This is a genomic window from Mesorhizobium sp. M0185, from assembly GCF_040322175.1.
Classification (GTDB): domain Bacteria; phylum Pseudomonadota; class Alphaproteobacteria; order Rhizobiales; family Rhizobiaceae; genus Mesorhizobium.
Genome location: NZ_JAMYSY010000014.1, coordinates 92,059 through 110,159, shown reverse-complemented (window position 1 = coordinate 110,159; position 18,101 = coordinate 92,059). Strand labels below are relative to the sequence as shown.

At 61.6% G+C, this 18,101-nt stretch carries 15 protein-coding genes; 4 read left to right on the top strand and 11 right to left on the bottom strand.

Annotation, left to right across the window (positions count from 1 at the left end):
• Positions 1-10: 10 nt before the first annotated feature.
• The 5 genes from fghA to NKJ20_RS13925 form a co-directional block, all read right to left on the bottom strand.
• On the bottom strand, positions 11-862 hold the full coding sequence (gene fghA, locus NKJ20_RS13945) for an S-formylglutathione hydrolase (protein ID WP_352646211.1): 852 nt from the start codon (positions 860-862) through the stop codon (positions 11-13).
• A 459-nt stretch (positions 863-1,321) separates the two neighbouring features.
• Positions 1,322-2,776, bottom strand: coding sequence for an aldehyde dehydrogenase family protein (locus tag NKJ20_RS13940; RefSeq protein WP_352638002.1), 1,455 nt, complete (start codon positions 2,774-2,776; stop codon positions 1,322-1,324).
• Complete coding sequence (locus NKJ20_RS13935; protein WP_352744679.1) at positions 2,773-4,047, bottom strand: NAD(P)/FAD-dependent oxidoreductase; 1,275 nt, start codon at positions 4,045-4,047, stop codon at positions 2,773-2,775. Before NKJ20_RS13935 ends, NKJ20_RS13940 begins: the two co-directional genes overlap by 4 nt.
• Positions 4,048-4,102: 55 nt before the next feature.
• On the bottom strand, positions 4,103-5,281 hold the full coding sequence (locus tag NKJ20_RS13930; RefSeq protein ID WP_352744676.1) for an alanine racemase: 1,179 nt from the start codon (positions 5,279-5,281) through the stop codon (positions 4,103-4,105).
• 11 nt (positions 5,282-5,292) lie between these two features.
• Positions 5,293-6,330 carry a GNAT family N-acetyltransferase gene (locus NKJ20_RS13925; protein ID WP_352744673.1) on the bottom strand — a complete coding sequence of 346 codons (1,038 nt, stop codon included), beginning with the start codon at positions 6,328-6,330 and terminating at the stop codon, positions 5,293-5,295.
• 56 nt (positions 6,331-6,386) lie between these two features.
• On the opposite strand from NKJ20_RS13925, the gene NKJ20_RS13920 reads away from it, so the two are divergent.
• Entirely contained in the window at positions 6,387-7,325 is a 939-nt protein-coding gene (locus NKJ20_RS13920) for an ornithine cyclodeaminase family protein (protein ID WP_352744670.1), read from the top strand.
• A 145-nt stretch (positions 7,326-7,470) separates the two neighbouring features.
• On the opposite strand, the gene NKJ20_RS13915 is transcribed toward NKJ20_RS13920, so the two are convergent.
• The 6 genes from NKJ20_RS13915 to NKJ20_RS13890 form a co-directional block, all read right to left on the bottom strand.
• The gene (locus NKJ20_RS13915; protein ID WP_502902806.1) at positions 7,471-8,802 is read right to left on the bottom strand and encodes an NAD(P)/FAD-dependent oxidoreductase; all 1,332 of its coding nucleotides are present in this window, start codon (positions 8,800-8,802) and stop codon (positions 7,471-7,473) included.
• A 29-nt stretch (positions 8,803-8,831) separates the two neighbouring features.
• Positions 8,832-9,710, bottom strand: coding sequence for an ABC transporter permease (locus NKJ20_RS13910; protein WP_352450652.1), 879 nt, complete (start codon positions 9,708-9,710; stop codon positions 8,832-8,834).
• Positions 9,711-9,742: 32 nt separating this feature from the next.
• Positions 9,743-10,693: an ABC transporter permease gene (locus tag NKJ20_RS13905; protein ID WP_352744664.1), complete on the bottom strand. Its 951-nt coding sequence runs from the start codon at positions 10,691-10,693 to the stop codon at positions 9,743-9,745.
• 84 nt (positions 10,694-10,777) lie between these two features.
• Positions 10,778-12,448, bottom strand: coding sequence for a peptide ABC transporter substrate-binding protein (locus tag NKJ20_RS13900; protein ID WP_352450650.1), 1,671 nt, complete (start codon positions 12,446-12,448; stop codon positions 10,778-10,780).
• A gap of 23 nt (positions 12,449-12,471) precedes the next feature.
• Entirely contained in the window at positions 12,472-14,136 is a 1,665-nt protein-coding gene (locus NKJ20_RS13895) for an ABC transporter ATP-binding protein (protein ID WP_352744660.1), read from the bottom strand.
• Positions 14,137-14,552: 416 nt separating this feature from the next.
• Entirely contained in the window at positions 14,553-14,756 is a 204-nt protein-coding gene (locus NKJ20_RS13890; RefSeq protein WP_352744657.1) for a hypothetical protein, read from the bottom strand.
• 156 nt (positions 14,757-14,912) lie between these two features.
• On the opposite strand from NKJ20_RS13890, the gene NKJ20_RS13885 reads away from it, so the two are divergent.
• From NKJ20_RS13885 to NKJ20_RS13875, 3 genes are all read left to right on the top strand, one after another.
• Positions 14,913-16,238 (top strand): NAD(P)/FAD-dependent oxidoreductase, encoded by a 1,326-nt coding sequence (locus NKJ20_RS13885; protein WP_352744655.1) that lies wholly within the window; start codon positions 14,913-14,915, stop codon positions 16,236-16,238.
• 84 nt (positions 16,239-16,322) lie between these two features.
• Complete coding sequence (locus NKJ20_RS13880) at positions 16,323-17,396, top strand: tartrate dehydrogenase (protein ID WP_352593981.1); 1,074 nt, start codon at positions 16,323-16,325, stop codon at positions 17,394-17,396.
• A gap of 10 nt (positions 17,397-17,406) precedes the next feature.
• Complete coding sequence (locus tag NKJ20_RS13875) at positions 17,407-17,883, top strand: Lrp/AsnC family transcriptional regulator (RefSeq protein ID WP_023678802.1); 477 nt, start codon at positions 17,407-17,409, stop codon at positions 17,881-17,883.
• Positions 17,884-18,101: the final 218 nt, after the last annotated feature.

Sequence of the window (18,101 nt, the reverse complement as noted above, 5' to 3'; positions counted from 1 at the left end):
TTCCTACGGCCTACCCTCGTGAAAGCCGTTCGGCATGCCACGTGATATGGTCATGCATGAATGTCGAAATGAAAAAATAGGAGTGATCGTATTCGTCCTGCATGCGCAATTTCAACGGAATGCCTGCCTTGGAGCAGGCGTCTTCGAGCAGCCAAGGCCTGAGGCCCTCCTGGAGGAAACCGTCTGACGTTCCCTGATCGACCAGGAATTCCGGGAAACGGTGTCCATCCTCGATGAGCGAAGTGGCATCGTAGCGCCGCCACGACGCCTCATCCAGGCCGAGATATTTTTCGAAAGCCGGCTTCGACCAGCCGGCTGTGCTTGGCTGCACGATCGGCGCAAAGGCCGAGCAACTTCTGAAACGCGCGGGATTGTTCAGTGCGATCGTCAGCGCGCCATGCCCGCCCATCGAATGGCCGAAGATCGACTGGCGCGCCATATCGGCGGGAAATTCGCGCCCGATCACGGCTGGCAGCTCCTCGACGATATAGGAATACATGCGATAGTTCTTGGCATACGGCTCTTGCGTCGCGTCGAGGTAGAAACCGGCGCCGCTGCCGAACTGCCAATTGTCCTTTTCATCCGGAATGTCGGCACCACGCGGGCTGGTGTCGGGACAGACAACGATCAAGCCAAGTTCGGCGGCAATACGTCTGTATTCGCCTTTTTCCATTACATTCGCATGGGTGCAGCTGAGCCCGGAGAGGTACCACACCACGGGGCAACGGCTTTCCCGTGCCTGCGGAGGCACGAAAATGGCAAACGTCATTTCGCACGAGCAGCTCGTCGAAAGATGAGAGTAAACATGCTGGGCGCCGCCATGCGACTTGGCAGTCGAGACGAGTTTCGGGTGCTCTGGCATATATTCTTCTCCACCAATTTAACCGCCGACCGTAGGCTCTACGACATCAAGGGTGATCGCGGCAACCTTGGTGGGCCGGCTGGCGCGCGGGGCTCTTGATCGGAGCCGGGATGGCCTGCCTTCGCCGACCTTCTTGGCGCAGCAAGGCGCGAGAGGCCACTCGGTGGCGCAGCGTTGCCCAGCAAGCCATACGGGCCAGGCTGGGCGATTGTTGACGATGCTGGCTATAACAAGGACGCAGTCACTGCGCAGGCATCGGCGATGCTTCCGGGACGCCGAACTCTGCGCAAATGCACTTGCCCTGGCTTTCAGTGGCGACAGCCGCTTCGACGCGGCTATGGCGGACGAGCACGCACGCGTCATCGCGTGGGCTCGCAGCAAGCGCGCCAGGGTACCGAGCAAGAACTTGTGAGCCGACGGCTATTCCCGACCGTCGAAAGCCACGGACAGGCCCAGGGCCTAGAAATAGCCGAGTATGGATTTTACCTCGAGATACTCCAACATGCCCTCGATCCCATATTCGCGTCCGTTTCCGGACTGCTTGAAACCGCCAAACGGGGCGTGCGGATCCCAGGCCGGGTAGTTGAGATGCACCTGACCGGAGCGGATCCGCGAGGCCACGTCCCTGACGGCGTCCACATCCTGGCCCTGCACATGGGCCCCCAGACCGTAGACCGTGTCGTTGGCGATGGTGACGGCCTCCTCGATTGTGTCGTAGGGGATAATGCAGAGAACTGGCCCGAAGACCTCTTCCTGGGCAATGCGCATGGTCGTGCGCACGTCGGAAAAGATGGTCGGCCTCACATAGAACCCGACGTTCAGATCGTGCGCACGGCCCGGTCCGCCGGTGAGAAGCCTGGCGCCCTCAGAAATGCCGACGCCGATCATGGTTTGGATGCGGTCGAATTGGGCACGGTTTGCGATTGCACCATGAGTTGTGGCTTCGCAAAGCGGATCGCCAATGACGATCTGGGCTGCGGCCCTTTTGGCGATTGCCTCGATCTCGGAGAGCAGCGAGCGTGGCACGATCATGCGCGTCGGGGCGCTGCATGACTGGCCGAGATTGCGGAAGGCGGCGGCTACGCCCAGAGAAACGGCGCGATCGAGATCTGCGTCCGGCAGGATCACGTTCGGCGACTTGCCGCCCAGCTCCTGCGCGACACGCTTGACCGTCGTCGCTGCCGCCTGGGCCACCGCAATGCCCGCGCGGGTGGACCCGGTAATGGAGATCATGTCGACATCCGGATGGGAGGCGAGACCCATACCCACGCCTGGACCATCACCTTGCAGGAGGTTGAAAACCCCGGCAGGGAAGCCGGCTTCCTCGATTGCCTCGGCGAACAGCAGGGCGTCCAAGGGAGAAAGCTCACTCGGCTTCAGCACGACGGTGCAGCCTGCAGCGAGCGCCGGCGAAACCTTGGCGGTGATCTGGTAAAGTGGCCAGTTCCACGGAGTGATCAAGGCACAGACACCGATCGGTTCGTGGGTGACGGCGGTTTGCCCCCGTTGCTTGACGAAGCGAAAGTCTGTCAGCACATCGCGAGCGACCTTAACATGCGTGATCGCCAGCGGCACCTGGGCGCTGCGCGCATAGCCGATCGCCGCGCCCATTTCGAGGCTCAGGCATTGAGCCAGCAGTTCGCCGCGCGCCTCGAGCAGCGCTTGCAGGCGATCGAGCAGACCCGCGCGGTCTTCTGGCGTGGTCCGACTCCAGGAGGCGAATGCCCTGCGAGCCGCTGCAACGGCCGCGTCAACGTCCTCGCCATTTCCTAGCGGAAACTGGCTCACAACCTCTTCTGTGGCGGGATTGACGACGACGCCCGTCGCGGTGCCGCTCGGCTCAACCCATTGACCGTCGAAGAAGAACTTGTCCAGGTGGCCGTTGCGGGCCAGGTGTTCGAGGGGCGTCATCACCCTACAAGGTCCTTCATGCGGTAATAGGCGCCGAGAATCGGTAGGAACCAGGGGCGCCCGAAATAACCGGGGATCGCTGGCCAGTCGAAATCCTTCCAGGGATTGAGCTCGGGGCGCCCGTCCATGACGTCGGCCATGATGGTGCCCATCAACGTCGACATCTGGGTCCCGTGTCCGCTATAGCCCATCGAGTAATAGATGCCATCGCGCTCTCCGGCGCGCGGCAGGCGATCGCGGGTCATATCGACCATGCCGCCCCAGCAGTAGTCGATGCTGGTGCCGGCCAGTTCCGGAAAGACCTCGACCATCGCCGCCTTGAGTATCCGGCCGCTTTTTTCGTCGGATTGAGGGTTGGACACGGCAAAGCGCGCCCTCCCGCCGAACAGAAGGCGATTGTCCGGCGTGAGCCGCCAGTAGACAACGAGATTGCGCGTGTCGACGACCATGCGCCCAGTCGGCATGAGACGCCTAAGGTGGTCGGGCGACAGCGGCTCGGTCACGATCAGAAATGCGCCGACCGGGATCATGCGCCGGCGGATCCAGCCGAGCGGGCCAACCTGGGAAATGCCGCTTGCCAACAGGACCTGCCGCGCGACGATCTTGCCCTTTGGCGTCGTTACCTCATGCACGCCTGAAACCTTGCGCATCGCCATGACGGGCGAGCGTTCATGGACCTCTGCGCCACGCCGGGCAGCGGCGGTCGCGAGGCCCCGGACGAACCGGCCGACATGCATGCCCGCGCTCTTGGGAAAGAGCAGCCCGCCATGGTAGCGGTTGGTGCCGACTTCGGTTCCCAGGTCCTCACGCGCAATCATCCTGGTGTCGGGATCGACATTGGCAGCCAGTAGTTCCTGGCTGCGCGCCAGCACGTCGTAGTGCTCGGGCTTGGCGGCAAGCTTGAGCTTGCCGACGCGGGAGAAGCTGCAGTCGATCTTCTCTTCCTGCACCAGCCGCTCGACCATATCGACGCCGGTGTCAAAAGCCTTGTAGAGCGCATTTGCGGCCGGCTTGCCGTGCTTGCCAGCCATGATTGCATAGTTCTGGGCAAAGCCGTTGTTGCACATGCCGCCATTGCGGCCGGACGCGGCATTGCCGATCGTTTCGGCCTCCAACATGGCAACCCGGGCGCCCTTTTTGGCAAGGGCCAGCGCGGCGGAGGAGCCGGTCAAGCCGCCGCCCACAATCGCCACGTCGTAGTGGCCTTCGAGCGGTCTGGACGACCCTTCATTGAACGGCTGAGACGTATCCAGCCAGTAAGAGGTAAACTTCATTTTCTTGACCACCAGTGTTGATTGAGTGGGGCGACATCCGAGCGTAGTCGCGCGCCTACCAGCCGCGCATCCGCTCCCAACGCGCTTCAATCTTGGGGCTGTCCCCGTTGACAACGCTGTAGAAATCATGCTGGGCGGCCATCGCACACGCATGGTTGGGCAGAATGCGGACCCGAGTCCCGAGCGGCAACTCGGGCATGGACTTTCCAGAGCCGGCACGAATGGCGAGAATACCGTGTTCCTGGCTGGCCTGGGCCACGATCACATCTTCAAGCACCCGCCCCTTTTCGTCGCAGACCACGCCGTAACCCTGGTCGATCTGCTGGTTTGCGGTTCCCCGGTCGCGCGAAAGCGCCATCCATCCAGCGTCAACCAGCACCCATCCCTTTTCCGGCTTGGACCCGATCACCGTGGCCAATACGGAAATCGCGATGTCGTCGAGTTCGCACACCCCAACGCCGTGCTGGACCAGGTCGAAGAACATGTAGACCCCGGCGCGCAGCTCCGTGACCCCCTCGAGATTGTCGACGAAATGCGCTGTCGGCGTTGAGCCGACGCTGACGATCGGGCAGGCGTGGCCATGGGCGCGCAGGATTTCAGCGGCGCGCACCGTGGCTGAACGCTCGTTCTCGCCTGCCTTGACCAGCGCATCGGGCGTGTTCAAGCCATAGGATTCGCCTGCATGGGCGAGAACGCCGACGAGTTTGGCACTGGCCGCGACGACACTGCCGGCCACGTCGAGCAATTTCGGGTCGTCCGGCCTCAAGCCACCGCGATGGTCATCGCAGTCCAGTTCGATGAAAACAGATGGGGTCATACCGATGGCTTCGCGGACGCTGGCCAGGGCATCGGCCTGACCGACCGAATCGAGCAACAGCTTCACATCAGCGCCGGTGCGGCGACAAAGCTCCATGGCCCGCTTGGCCGAGGCCGGCGAGATGCCGACCGCGTAGGTCATGTCTCGAAAGCCATGGCCCGCGAAATACTCTGCCTCGGCGATGGTCGAGACCGTGATCGGACCGCGTTCGTGATGGAACGCGTATCGGGCGACATCGATGCTCTTGGCCGTCTTCATATGCGGGCGCAGCACCACGCCAAGCTTCCTGGCGCGCTCAGCCAGACCCTTGATGTTGCGCTCGAGCCGCCCACGGTCGAGAAGCAGCGCCGGGGTGACCAAGGCGTCGATCGTCCTAGCCGTCTCGCTCACCGCCAGGTTTGCCGCCATCTTATTCATAGTCTCGTTTCCTAAGTGAACGACTGGTTTGCCAACGCATACATATGGGCTGGCCCCTCGGCGACGGGTCGTTGTCCTTTGACCATGGCGGTCGCAGTGCCGGACCGCTGCAGGCCAAGGCTCGCAAGCCAGTCGCCCAATCCATCCTCGGCATAGACGTCGATGCGAACGAATTGATTGTGAAGCTTCGAAAGCTGGGTCAGGATCAGAAGCCGCGCGTCGTGGTCGCTCTCGGCTGCACAAGGGCCGACGACATAGCCGCGGCCAAACCTCCTCGCGACAGCGTAGCCTGCAATCCGTCCCCTGCGCTCAATGACCAATGCGTTGCCCACATCGGCGAGCGCAGCCACCATCGGCAGCCGGGGCATGCCCGTGGCCCGTTCGTCGAAGGCCTGGATTGCCGCGAGGTCAGAGGCTGTCGCTTGACGGATGTCGTCGCGGGTACTCCGCGTCACGGCGACAGCCAGCGAGCCCTGGTGCTGAAGCACCGTGCCCCAGGCAGTGAAGCCGCGTCGCTTGTAGAGCGCCAGCCCCTCCTCGGTTGAGTTGAGCAGCAGGTTGCGACCGTGTGTCGCCTCAAGCAATCCATCAAAGAGCCGGGCGCCGTTGCCACCGCCTTGCGCGGACCCAGTAACTATGATCATCCCGGCCGAGGCATAGGACTGTCCGTAATACCAGGACATGGCCGTGCCAATCACCTGTCCTGCCCGCTCAAGGACCAGGCCATTGCCGACCATCAGGGCAAATTCCCAATCCTCCTGACGGTAGGGCCAGGCGATCTCCTGCGACAGCTTCAGTGCGCCCGGCAAATGGCGGGTTTCCAATTTCATCAGCTCGATCGGGGCGCTGACGACATCTCTGTCATGCTCAAAAGCCATAAGGTGCAACGCTGTCAGTTGATCCAGAATCGGATTGAAGTCGGATCTTAGAGTCGCGCCCGGCGGACAGATTTCGCTGCTGTTTTGCCCCTGCAAATCAGCGGTATTATTCGTTTTATGCAGTTCCTCGGCATGCCAAATCGTGCAAATCGGGCGAGGAATACCTGGCACCTTGAATCGCCGCTTCGTGGTTGCCCGCGATCGCCGATGCCCAGGAGGAATTTTGGATGATCTACATCAGCGAAGAGGAGTCAGCCGACCTCGTCACGCATGAACTTGCTTTCGAGGCGGCGCGCGAGGCTCTCGTGGCGGCAGCATCGCGGCAGAGCTGGGTCTTTCCGGCCGTTCTCGGGCGCACACAGGAGGTGACCAATACCTTCTCAATCAAATCCGGTTCGTCGGGCGAGCTGACCGGCGTGAAAATTGGCTCCTTCTGGTCGGGCAACCCGACACGTGGCCTTCCCCGCCACAACTCGACCATCGTGCTGCTCGATCAGCATACAGGTCGGCTCGGCGCCGTAGTCGAGGCCGGGAAGGTCAACGCCTACAGGACGGCCGCCGCCGACGCGGTTGCGGCCGATCTTCTTGCGCGCAAGCAAGCCAAGGTTCTGGCGATCTTCGGGGCCGGCAACCAGGCGAGCTTCGAAGTGATGGCGCTGGCACGCATCCGCCCAATCGAAACCGTGCTGGTCGTGGCCCGGCCTTCGCCGCGGCGCGACGCTTTTGTCGATCAGATCGGCGAAAGGGGACTGAAGGCGCGCGCTGCCTTGCCGGAAGAAGCCGTGCGCACGGCCGACATCGTGGTGACGGCGACACCCGCACGCGAACCGCTGTTCGATGCCGCTTGGGTGGGACCCGGAACCCATATCGTCAGCATCGGGTCGGATGCTCCGGGTAAACGCGAATTGCCGAGCGAATTATTTCCGAAGGCACGTCTGTTTTGTGATCTGCTTTCCCAGTCCGTCCAGATCGGCGAGTTCCAATACGTGCGCGACGAAATCGACGCCGGCGTGCTCGCGGTAACACCAATCGGCGACGTTATTGAAAGGCGTGCGCTCGGCCGCCGCTTCGACAATGAGATCACGGTCTTCGACAGTTCCGGCATCTCCCTGCAGGACCTCTACATGGCCGACGCGCTGATCCGCGCAAAGGCGTCCCACCGCTGATCAGTTTCGCACCAGGCCCAGTCCCGACGGATTTTTCGACACTCTCCGGCAACAAGGTGACCTCGCGCGATCCTGCAGTCGTGTCAGCGGCGGGCGCGCCAAAGGGTTGCCCGCATGAACCACGGATCGCCCCGGATGTCGGCGACTAGCGTCTGGCGCGCCAGAAGGCGATACGGTCCTGCAACCGATAGCCCTGGATAATCGCCGGCATGAACCACGGATTGCCACGATAGAGCGGGACGGCCGAAGGCGGTCGAAAGTCGAACGCAGTGCGCGACTGCTCGCCATGCCCCATCAACTTGTGGGCCGCACGCATGCCAATCCAGGGCGCCCAGACCACGCCCGAACCGCAGAAGCCGGAGGCATAGACCACACCGCCCTTCTCGAAGATGCGGGGCAGCATGTCTCGGTTCATCGCCACGTTGCCGAACCAGCAATGCGAAAGGCGCACGTTCTCCAACTCCGGGAAAAGGTTCACCAGGCCCTTGCGAAGGAGAAGTTTCGGCGCCGCCGGATCGCCGACGCGGGAACTGTCACGGCCCCCCAGCAGGATACGTTTCCCGTCGGGCGAGGGACGATAATAGAAACCGAGTTGCCGGTTCTCGGTGATCGTCATCAGCTTCGGCATCAGCCGCGCCATGATATCGGGCGCAAGTTCTTCGGTCACGATGATCCGGCTGCGAACCGGAACCAGGCGGCGGCGCAGGAAGGGAGCGGCGCCGTCGGTATAGCCGTTGGTACAGACCAGAACCTGCCGTGCATCCACCGTCCCTGCCGAAGTCGCGACACGGAAGCCCGAACCGTTCCTCTCGATCGACTTGACCACTGTATGCGAATGAACCGTCAACCCGGATGCGAGCGCCACCCGCAGGAGCTCAGCATGGAATTTTGCGGGGTGCAGCCCGCCAATGTCCATCCGAACAGTCCCGCCGCGGTAGAAGTCGGTGCCGATATAATTTCGCTGCTCGGCATGCGGAACCGCGTAGGACTCGATCCCCAGTTTCTTCGCCAGCGTCTCGGCGCCCCGTGCCATCTTCTCATACTGTTCATATCCGAAAGCGCCTTTGAACTGGCCAACCAGTCGGAAGTCGCAGTCGAGCCCTTCGGTCTTGATGAAGTCGTAGAGGAATTCGCGTGCGACCTTGCCCTCGGCCTCGATCGCCATGGCCTTCTCTTCCCCAAAGCGCCGGGTGATCGTGGCATAGTCCGGCCGGATGGTCCCGCTCGTAATCCCGCCGTTGCGGGTGGAAGCACCCTCGCCCGGATTCATCGCATCAAAGGCTGCGACCGAGCGTCCTTCGCGCGCCAGCGCAAGCCCGGCCGAAAGCCCGGCATAACCGGCGCCGACAATTGCCACGTCAAGGTTCTTTGCGACCGGCTGCCGCGGCAGCGGCATGACGGGCGCTGCTTCCCACCAGTAGGGTGTGTTCTTGTCGGCGATATGAGGCTCTTGCACGTGGCTGACTTCTCGCTGCATTGCAGGGGTAATCTACGGTCGGTGAAACTTCAGATGTGGTCGTCTCGGACGTCGAGCGCATCACGCAGCCCGTCACCGATGAAATTGAAACTGGTTACGGCGATGGTGATTGCAGCTCCGGGAATGATTGCCAGCCAAGGTGCGCTGCCCAGATATTGCTGGGCGCCATTGAGCATGTTGCCCCAGCTGGGCAGTGGCGGCTGGATCCCGTAGCCGAGGAAACTGATGTAGGCTTCCATGAGAATGGCGCGCGCGACCGTCAAGGTGGAAGCGACGATAATCGGCCCCATGGCGTTGGGCAGTATCTCGCGGAACATGATGTGGGTGCCACTCAATCCCAGCATTCGCCCGGCCAGGACGAACTCGCGTTCGCGTAACGAGCGGACTTCCGCTTCGACTATGCGGGCAACCTCCATCCAACTGGTGAGAGCGATAATGACGGTGATCATCACAGGACTGGGCTTCAGTGCGGCAGCCAGCGCCAGCAGCAGAAAGATCGATGGGAATGACAGGAATCCATCGACCGTGCGCATCAGCGTGGCCCCGACCCAGCCGCCGCGATAGCCAGCAATTACGCCGACCAGGGTGCCGATGAGTGTCGACAAAACCATGGCAAAGAAACCGACCAGCAGCGAGATTCGTCCCGCCATCAAAAGCCTTGCCGCCACGTCGCGGCCAAGCGGATCGGTACCTAGAAAGTGGTAGCCCGTCAGCGGAGGGGCAAAGCGGGCCCGCAGATCGATGTACAGTGAGTTATAAGGCAGGAGATGGGGGCCGAGGACGCAAGCGAGGCTCAGGAAGATGATCATCGCTAACCCGAGCAGCGCCAAGCGATGCCGCATGAAACGACGTGCCGCGCGGTTGTTTCCCCATCGGCTTGGAGCTGCATTTGCGGTGAAAGCGGTCATATCGGCTGTCTCCTGTCGGGGAAGTTGCGCGCTCAAGCCAGACGAATGCGCGGATCGACAATAGCGACGACAATGTCGGCGATCAGGTTTCCAATCAGAACGAGAATGGCGGAGAACATCAGCAGCCCCATCACAACCGGATAGTCGCTGTAACCAAGGCTATCGAGGAACAACCGTCCCATTCCTGGCCAGGTAAAGACGGTTTCGGTCACGAGCGCGCCAGTGAGGACACTGGGAAGCTGCATCCCGGCCAAGGTAATCATCGGCAAAAGTGCGTTGCCGACGACATGCTTCATCAGAATCCGGCGTTCACTCAACCCCTTGGCCCGAGCGGTCTTGACGAAGTCCTGGCTAATGGCGTCGAGAGTGGCCGTCCGCATGTAGCGGCTCCAGATCGCGACATGGACCAGCGACAGCACGATACTTGGCAGGATCAGATGGTGGAGGTAGCCCAGGATCGAGGCGTCGCCGATCTCGGACATATTACCCGCAGGCAGCCAACCCAACTTCAGGGAAAAGACGTAGATGCCGACGAGTCCGAACCAGAAGGTGGGGACCGACAACGCAACCATGGCCCCGACAGTTGCAAGATAATCGAACAGCGAGTAGCGGCGCGTGGCGCCTCGGATCCCAATCCAGGCGCCAATGGAGATCGCAATTGCGGTTGAGGACCCCATCAGCAGCAGCGTGGCAAAGAGATGGCTGCCGATCACCTCCAATACCGGCGCTCCGTCGCGGAAGGAGTGACCCCAGTCGCCCAGCACCAGCCGCCATGCCCAGTCCAGATATTGGATCCATATGGGTCGATCGAGGCCCAGCAGCCCCTTGAGACGCTCGATATCCTGCTGGGTCATTCCGGGATCGAGCCCGAATTGCGCCAGCGGGCCGCCGGGAAGGAGGTTCAGAATGCCGAAGCCGATGATCGAAACGATCACAAGCAGCACCAGGCTCTGCGAGAGGCGATTGAGCAGGAAGCCGCGCATTCGAGTCCCTCCATTGTGGGTTGATGATTTTAGTCTGTTGCCGCCGCCGCGGCGGAATCGGCGGGGCGGCGGCAACTGCGTGGATCAGGCCTTCCACTGCCAGGCTGCGGCATCCCACGACGCGGTGCGGGTGTTGGCGTTGGGCTCGAAGCCGTCCAACCCTTTCTTGCGCCCGAGGACGATTGTGTACGCGAACAGCGGCAGGAAGGGCAGATCATGGCGCACCACTTCCTGCACGCGATTATAGATCCCGCGTCGTTCTTCCGGATCGAAGCTGCGAGCGCCCTTTTCGAGCAGGGCATCGACCTCAGGGTTGGAATATTGCCCGGTGTTCGAACCGTGTCCGCCTTGAGCGGCGATTGCCTTCGTATGGAGCCGGTTTGTGGCGTCGGGGTCCGCTGCAATCAGATAGGTGACGCCCACCATTGCGGTGTCGAATTGCGACTTCAGCCAGAACTCGCCCCACATAACTGCAGCCGGCAAATTCGAGATCGTCATCTCGACGCCGATCTCGGCAAACGTCTGCTGCAGGAACTGCTGCGTCTGCTCGCGGAGGTTGTTGCCAGAAGTTGTCGAGTTGGAGAAGGACAGTCGCACCCCATCCTTGGCGCGGATTCCATCCGGCCCCGGCGCCCAGCCGGCCTCATCAAGGATTTGGCGCGCCCGGTCCAGATTGAACTCCTGAACCGGCAGGTTCGGGTCGTAGTAGTAGGACTCCTTCGGCATGAAGGTCTCGGTGAGAGTGCCCACGCCGTAATAGATCGTGTCGACGATCGCTTTCCTATCCAAGGCGGCGTAGAGCGCCTGGCGCACTGCCAACTCCTTGAACTGCGGGCGGCCCAAATTGAGGTAGATCGACTCCAGGGATGACCCGGTCTCAAGTGTCACCACGCGGTCTGCTAGTTCGCGGGCTTCAGTATAATGGTCGGCGGTGATGTACGACTGATCGACCAGGTCCACGTCGCCGCTCTTGAACTGCGTGTAGAGCACCGTCATGTCGGGGATGTATTTGAAGATGAGCTGCTCGACATAGGGGCCTTCGCCCGCGTACTCAGGATTGGCGACGAGCTCGATGTGATCACCTGCGACGCGCTGGCTCCATTTGAATGCGCCGGTGCCGACCGGCGCCTGGTTGAAGGCGGCTGTATTCGGATCGGCCTCTTTCTCCAGAATGTGCTTGGGCACGATGAACGTTTCGGCCAAGAACGAAAGATAGGGCGCAAAAGCCTCCTTCATCCGCCATGTGATCTCGGTGGGCGAAACCACTGTGATGTCCTGCACGAGCGAATGGCCGCTCGTGCGCCAAGCGCGAAACTTCGGGTTCGTGATGAGTTCAAGGGTGAATTTCACGTCCTCGGCCGTGAAGGGCTCACCGTCGTGCCAGCGGGCATTGTCACGCAACCGGATGCGCCAGTTGAGACCGTCCTCCGAAATGCCGCCGTTCTTTTGGCTTGGCACCTCGGCTGCGAGGTTTGGATGTAGGCCACCTTGGGGATCCATGCGGACCAGCGCGTCGAAAACCGAGAAATGGACCGCGTCATCGACTTCGATATGCGCCATCAGCGGATTGAACACGGTCGGCTCTTGGGAGAGGCCGACGATGACGCGACCGGCCGGGCCTGCAGGAGGGGTCTTGGCGAAGGCGGGCTTGCCCAACAGATTGGGCGCGATGAGGCCTGCAGCCCCACCTATCGCCATCAGTCGCAGCGCTTCGCGCCTCGAGTAGTTGGACGTAGTCGATGAATTTTTGGTCATGGTAGTTCCTCTCTTGTTATTTCTTATGCGTTTGCTGCTACTGGACGGGCATTGCCCGGCCGCTCTCCTGGAATTGCCGCTACCAGTTGGCGGGTGTAGGCTGCCTGCGGGTTCAGGAATATTTGCGAGGGCGGCCCGCGCTCGACGATCCGGCCCTTCTGCATCACCGCGATTTCGTCGCAGATCTGGCTGGCGACGCGCAGGTCGTGCGTGATGAAGACCATTGACACGCCCGTCTCGCGCTGGATCTGGTCCAGAAGCTGCAGGATCTGCGCCTGGATCGACACGTCGAGTGCGGAGACCGCCTCGTCGGCAATCAACAGCTTCGGCTTGAACATCAGCGCACGAGCGATGCCGATGCGCTGGCGTTGCCCACCCGAGAACTCGTGCGGGTAGCGGCCAAAAGCGCCGGCATCGAGACCGACATGTGCCAGAAGTGCACGCGCTTTATCGCGCGCTTGAGCATAAGGCATCCCGTGCGCCACCGGACCTACCGTCATGATGTGGCCGACCGTCGAGCGTGGATTCAGAGAAGCGAAGGGATCCTGGAAGATCATCTGGATCCGCGGTCGAAGCGGGCGGAACTTCGCTTCGGAAAGCTTGGCTATGTCACAGCCCTCGAACAAGATCCCGCCGCCGTCACTGTCCAGCAGCTTGATCAGGAGCCGGCCGAGCGAGGATTTCCCCGAACCGCTCTCGCCTACGACCCCCAGCGTGCGGCCGGGCGCCAGTTCGAACGACACCTCGTTGACCGCTGTCACAACTCGTTGCGCGCCGAACAGCGCGCTGCCGCCGCGATAGGTCTTCACCAGACCCTCAACCTTCAGGATCGGCTCCTTGCTGGCAGCCTCCGGACGAGGGCGATCTTCGCCGGTCAAATGCGGTACGGCTGCAATCAGGCGCTGGGTATAAGGGTGCTTGGGCGACTTCAACACCTGTTCGGCGCTGCCTTGTTCGACGACATGGCCCTTTTCCATCACCACGACGCTGTCGGCGATCTCGGCCACCACGCCGAAATCGTGGGTGATGAACATCACGCTCATGCCCTTGCGCCGCTGAATGTCACGGATTAGTTGCAGGATCTGAGCCTGGGTGGTGACGTCGAGCGCGGTGGTTGGTTCATCCGCAATCAGCACCGTCGGCTCGAGCGCCAACGCCATGGCGATCATGACGCGCTGCCGCTGCCCGCCCGAAAGCCGGAAAGGGTACTGGTGATACATGAGTTCGGGATCTGGCAGGCCTACTTCAGTGAGCAGCTCGATAGCGCGGTTTCGACAGATTTGTGGCGTGCCGAAGCCATGCGCGGCCATGACCTCGTCAATCTGCGCGCCCACCGTCATCAGGGGATTGAGCGCCGAGAGCGGGTCCTGAAAGATCATCGACACGACCCGTCCACGCAGGTTGCGCAGCTTGTCGGGCGACATGCCGATGATGTTTATCCCCTCCAGCTGGATTATTCCCGATGAGAGGCGGATCACCTTGGGCAGTAGCCCCATGATCGCGTTCGCCGTGACCGACTTACCCGATCCGGACTCGCCTATGATGCAGAGTATCTGGCCGCGTTTCAGATCGAAGGAAATGTCCTTGACAGCATGGGTCCGTTCCATGCCTTGCGGCAAATTCACCGTGAGATCGCGCACCGAAAGCGCCACATCGTGGGGGGCTACAGCCTGGATGCTTGCGACCATCGAGATCACCTCCCCTTTCAACCGAGCGCGTCCACCCTATTGCGGACTGCATCATCGCCCTTTGAGCAGAAGCGCCTCAGCGTAGCGGCCGCAGTCTGGCCTTCTCGGCGCTTCGCGCGCTGAGTCTGCGAGAGACGGGTTCTGCTCATCCTGGCGGTTCCCTTATGAAATCCGGTCCGTGTACCGGACTCTGTTCCCTTTTTGCTTGGAGAACTCTCCGACGGGGCAAGCCCTGCCTGTCGGATGTCCTCTGGAGCCTGCCTGCCATAAGGAAGGGTGGCTCCGTTCTTCCAGCCAGTTTGACTGTTCTGTTTCCGCAGAGTCTTCGAAACTTGGCCCTCGCGCGGCAGGAACTTCTGAAAAGAACATCCAGTTCGGCATTTCACTCTGTTCCCGTTTCGGCGCGGAAACCGGGATCAGGCAACCATATCCTTCATCCGGCAATACGCGCCCAAGAGGGATAGGACCAAGGCCTTCCGGTGTACATCGGCACATGTGCAGGCCATGCCGCCGAGCGGATTGGTGACCGTGCGGCCCATCACAATGTCGGCCAAGGCGCTGCCGATCAAGGTCGACGACTGCGCCGTGTGCCGCTTATACCGCAGATGACGCGACTGCATGAAGTGTACTCCTGCTTGGCTCGCAGCGAGCTTTTCGCGCAATAATTGCCTGTCCTGGAGGCTGCTAAACGCAGGATATTCCGTCCAGGCACAAACTCCGCAGCCTGCCTCTGCGGGCGGCAGGTTAGGATGCTTCAACTTACCGGAGTCCCATCCATGCCCGCGCCGCTCATGCACATCGACTGCAGCCATTCCCTCCCTCGCGAGGCGGACGTCGTCGTTATCGGCGGCGGCGTGGTGGGCGTGTTCAGCGCATACTATCTGGCGCGCCGCGGCCTCAAGGTCGCCCTGGTCGAGAAGGGGCGCATCGCGGCCGAGCAGTCCAGCCGCAACTGGGGCTGGTGCCGCCAGCAGAACCGCGATGCGCGCGAGCTGCCGATGGCGACCAAGAGTCTCGACCTCTGGGAGAAGGTGGCACAGGAGACCGGCCAAGACACCGGCTTTCGCCGCTGCGGGCTCCTCTATCTCTCACAAGACGAAAATGAGCTGGCAGGCTGGGCGAAGTGGCGCGATTTTGCGAGAACGGTCGGGATCACCACGCACATGCTGAGCGCGGAAGAAGCCACCGAACGGGGCAAAGCGACGGGCCGCAAATGGAAAGGTGGCGTGTTCTCGCCAACTGACGGAACGGCGGATCCTTCCAAGGCAGTGCCGGTTGCGGCGCGCGGCATCATGGCGGCGGGCGGCACCGTACATCAGCATTGCGCGGCGCGCGGGCTGGAATTGAGCGCCGGCCGGGTGAGCGCTGTGGTGACCGAAGCGGGCACCATCCCTACAAAGACTGTTGTCATGGCCGGGGGCGCGTGGGCTTCTTCCTTCTGCAACCAACTTGGTGTGCGTTTCCCGCAAGCTGCCGTGCGTTCGTCCATTCTGGCCGTGGCACCCGGCGCAAGCAGCCTGCCGGATGCCCTGCATACCACGCGCGTCTCTCTGACGCGGCGTAGCAACGGTGGATACGCGCTGGCGATCAGCGGGCGGGCGCGTGTCGATCCAACGCCGCAGCAGTTCAGGTTCGGCCGCGAGTTTGTACCTATGTTCGCCCGCCGGTGGCGCAATCTCGCCCCTGGCGCCTTAGAGGGCTGGCGTCAAGGCCATGAAAACCTGCGCAAATGGGCCCTCGACGAGATCACGCCAATGGAACGGAACCGCATTCTCGACCCGAAGCCCGACATGGGACAGATTCGGCTGACATATCGAAGAGCCTGCGAGTTGATCCCCGAACTCCAACGCGTCGCGATCTCCGATGTGTGGGCGGGTTATATCGACAGTACACCCGATGGCATTCCCGCAGTCGGCGAAGTGGAGGGGATTCCGGGCTTCATCCTGGCGGCGGGATTCAGCGGTCACGGCTTCGGGATTGGCCCCGGCGCGGGGCATATGATCGCCGACATCATTACAGGCAGCGAGCCTATCGTCGATCCGCGTCCTTATAGGCCCGAGCGCCTGAAGACTGCTGCGTGGGGCAAGGTCGCTGAATTCTGAGAAGACCGTCTTGCCAACATACAATCGATCGCACACGAGATTGAGGTCACCAGGCGGCCAGCACCAAAAAACAGGGAAGTGACGATGCGCGAATATGAGATTGCCGCCATTCCGGCCGACGGGATCGGCCCAGAGGTGATTGCCGCAGGTCTCCAGGCGCTTGAGGCGCTGCAGCAGCGCTGCGGCGACTTCAAGCTGCGCCTCCAGCACTTCGACTGGGGCTCAGACTATTACAAGGTCCATGGTCGGATGATGCCCGAAGATGGGGTGGCGCAACTGAAGCGCTTCGACGCCATCTTCTTTGGCGCGGTGGGCGCCCCCGATCTGCCTGACGACATCACGCTCTGGGGCCTCCGGCTGCCGATCTGCCAAGGCTTTGATCAGTACGCCAACGTGCGGCCGACCAGGATATTGCCCGGGATTGTTTCGCCGCTGGCGGGCGTTGGCCCTGGCGATCTGGATTGGGTGATCGTGCGGGAGAATTCCGAGGGCGAGTATTCGGGCCACGGCGGCCGCGCCCATCGCGGACTCCCCGAGGAAGTCGGAACCGAGGTCGCGATCTTCACGCGCGTCGGCGTCACCCGCATCATGCGCTATGCATTCCGGCTGGCGCAGTCACGGCCGCGAAAGCTCCTGACAGTTGTTACGAAATCCAACGCGCAGCGTCACGGCATGGTAATGTGGGACGAAATCGCAGCCGAGGTGGCGCAGGAATTCCCGGACGTCGCGTGGGACAAGATGCTAGTCGATGCTATGACAGTGCGTATGACGTTGAAACCTCGGAGCCTCGATACGATCGTCGCCACCAATCTTCACGCCGACATATTGTCGGACCTTGCAGGCGCGCTCGCGGGCAGTCTCGGCGTTGCACCGACCGCCAACATTGATCCCGAGCGGCGCTATCCCTCGATGTTCGAGCCAATTCACGGCTCGGCATTCGACATCGCCGGCAAAGGTATTGCCAACCCGGTCGCCACCTTCTGGACCGCTGCCCAGATGCTCGAACATCTGGGCGAGAGCGCAGCGGCCGTGCGGTTGATGAGCGCTGTGGAAGCGGTGACGAGTGAAGGCGTGCTGACGCCGGACGTAGGAGGGACAGCGACCACGCAGGAGGTGACGGACGCCGTCTGTCGGGCGATCCGCGGTTCGAACCTGTGACAGGTTTCCAATGAAGCTCGACAGGATCGACATCAAGATCTTATCCCAACTGCAAAAGAACGGGCGGGTCACGAATGTCGAGCTTGCCGACCTGGTCAACCTTTCGCCGAGCCCTTGCCTGATGCGGGTGAAGAAGCTTCAGGCGGAAGGCTTCATCACCGGCTATTCCGCCCAGATCGATGTGTCCAAGCTCGGACAGACTCTAACGATCTTCACCGAAGTCACGCTCAAGCACCATCAACAGAACGACTTCGCGAGATTTCTCACCGCAATTCAGAAAGTCGATTCTGTCATCGAATGCCATCTGGTTTCAGGCGGCTACGACTATCTTGTGAAGTTTGTCACAGCGGGCATCAGCGAGTACCAGACGATCATGGAGCGCATGATCGAATTGGATATCGGAATCGACAAATATTTCAGCTTCGTCGTGCTGAAGTCACCGATCGTGAAATCCCATTTGCCTCTCGACATCATTTTCGACAAATGAGAAAGCTGCTCCGGCTCGGTCCTCAAGCGGCGGCGCTCGTGCCAAGCTCCATCTTGTTGCGCGCGCGGCATTTGTCGAATGACGGTGTCACGATTCGGCGGAGGCCGTCATTGCCACTCGCCTGAACGGCGCTTAGCCTAAAAACTTCGACTGCATCTGGACATTTCCAGCGAACGCCTGTTTTCGCCTTGTCCTCGTCAAATGGCTTGAATATATCA

Excerpts from the sequence above, each read along its gene's own strand:
- NKJ20_RS13885 (WP_352744655.1), top strand. The coding sequence starts at position 14,913 with ATGCCCGCGCCGCTCATGCACATCGACTGCAGCCATTCCCTCCCTCGC.
- NKJ20_RS13905 (WP_352744664.1), bottom strand. The coding sequence starts at position 10,693 with ATGCGCGGCTTCCTGCTCAATCGCCTCTCGCAGAGCCTGGTGCTGCTT.
- NKJ20_RS13935 (WP_352744679.1), bottom strand. The coding sequence starts at position 4,047 with ATGAAGTTTACCTCTTACTGGCTGGATACGTCTCAGCCGTTCAATGAA.
- NKJ20_RS13880 (WP_352593981.1), top strand. The coding sequence starts at position 16,323 with ATGCGCGAATATGAGATTGCCGCCATTCCGGCCGACGGGATCGGCCCA.
- NKJ20_RS13915 (WP_502902806.1), bottom strand. The coding sequence starts at position 8,802 with ATGCAGCGAGAAGTCAGCCACGTGCAAGAGCCTCATATCGCCGACAAG.
- NKJ20_RS13900 (WP_352450650.1), bottom strand. The coding sequence starts at position 12,448 with ATGACCAAAAATTCATCGACTACGTCCAACTACTCGAGGCGCGAAGCG.
- NKJ20_RS13920 (WP_352744670.1), top strand. The coding sequence starts at position 6,387 with ATGATCTACATCAGCGAAGAGGAGTCAGCCGACCTCGTCACGCATGAA.
- NKJ20_RS13895 (WP_352744660.1), bottom strand. The coding sequence starts at position 14,136 with ATGGTCGCAAGCATCCAGGCTGTAGCCCCCCACGATGTGGCGCTTTCG.
- NKJ20_RS13910 (WP_352450652.1), bottom strand. The coding sequence starts at position 9,710 with ATGACCGCTTTCACCGCAAATGCAGCTCCAAGCCGATGGGGAAACAAC.
- fghA (WP_352646211.1), bottom strand. The coding sequence starts at position 862 with ATGCCAGAGCACCCGAAACTCGTCTCGACTGCCAAGTCGCATGGCGGC.
- NKJ20_RS13930 (WP_352744676.1), bottom strand. The coding sequence starts at position 5,281 with ATGAATAAGATGGCGGCAAACCTGGCGGTGAGCGAGACGGCTAGGACG.
- NKJ20_RS13875 (WP_023678802.1), top strand. The coding sequence starts at position 17,407 with ATGAAGCTCGACAGGATCGACATCAAGATCTTATCCCAACTGCAAAAG.
- NKJ20_RS13890 (WP_352744657.1), bottom strand. The coding sequence starts at position 14,756 with ATGCAGTCGCGTCATCTGCGGTATAAGCGGCACACGGCGCAGTCGTCG.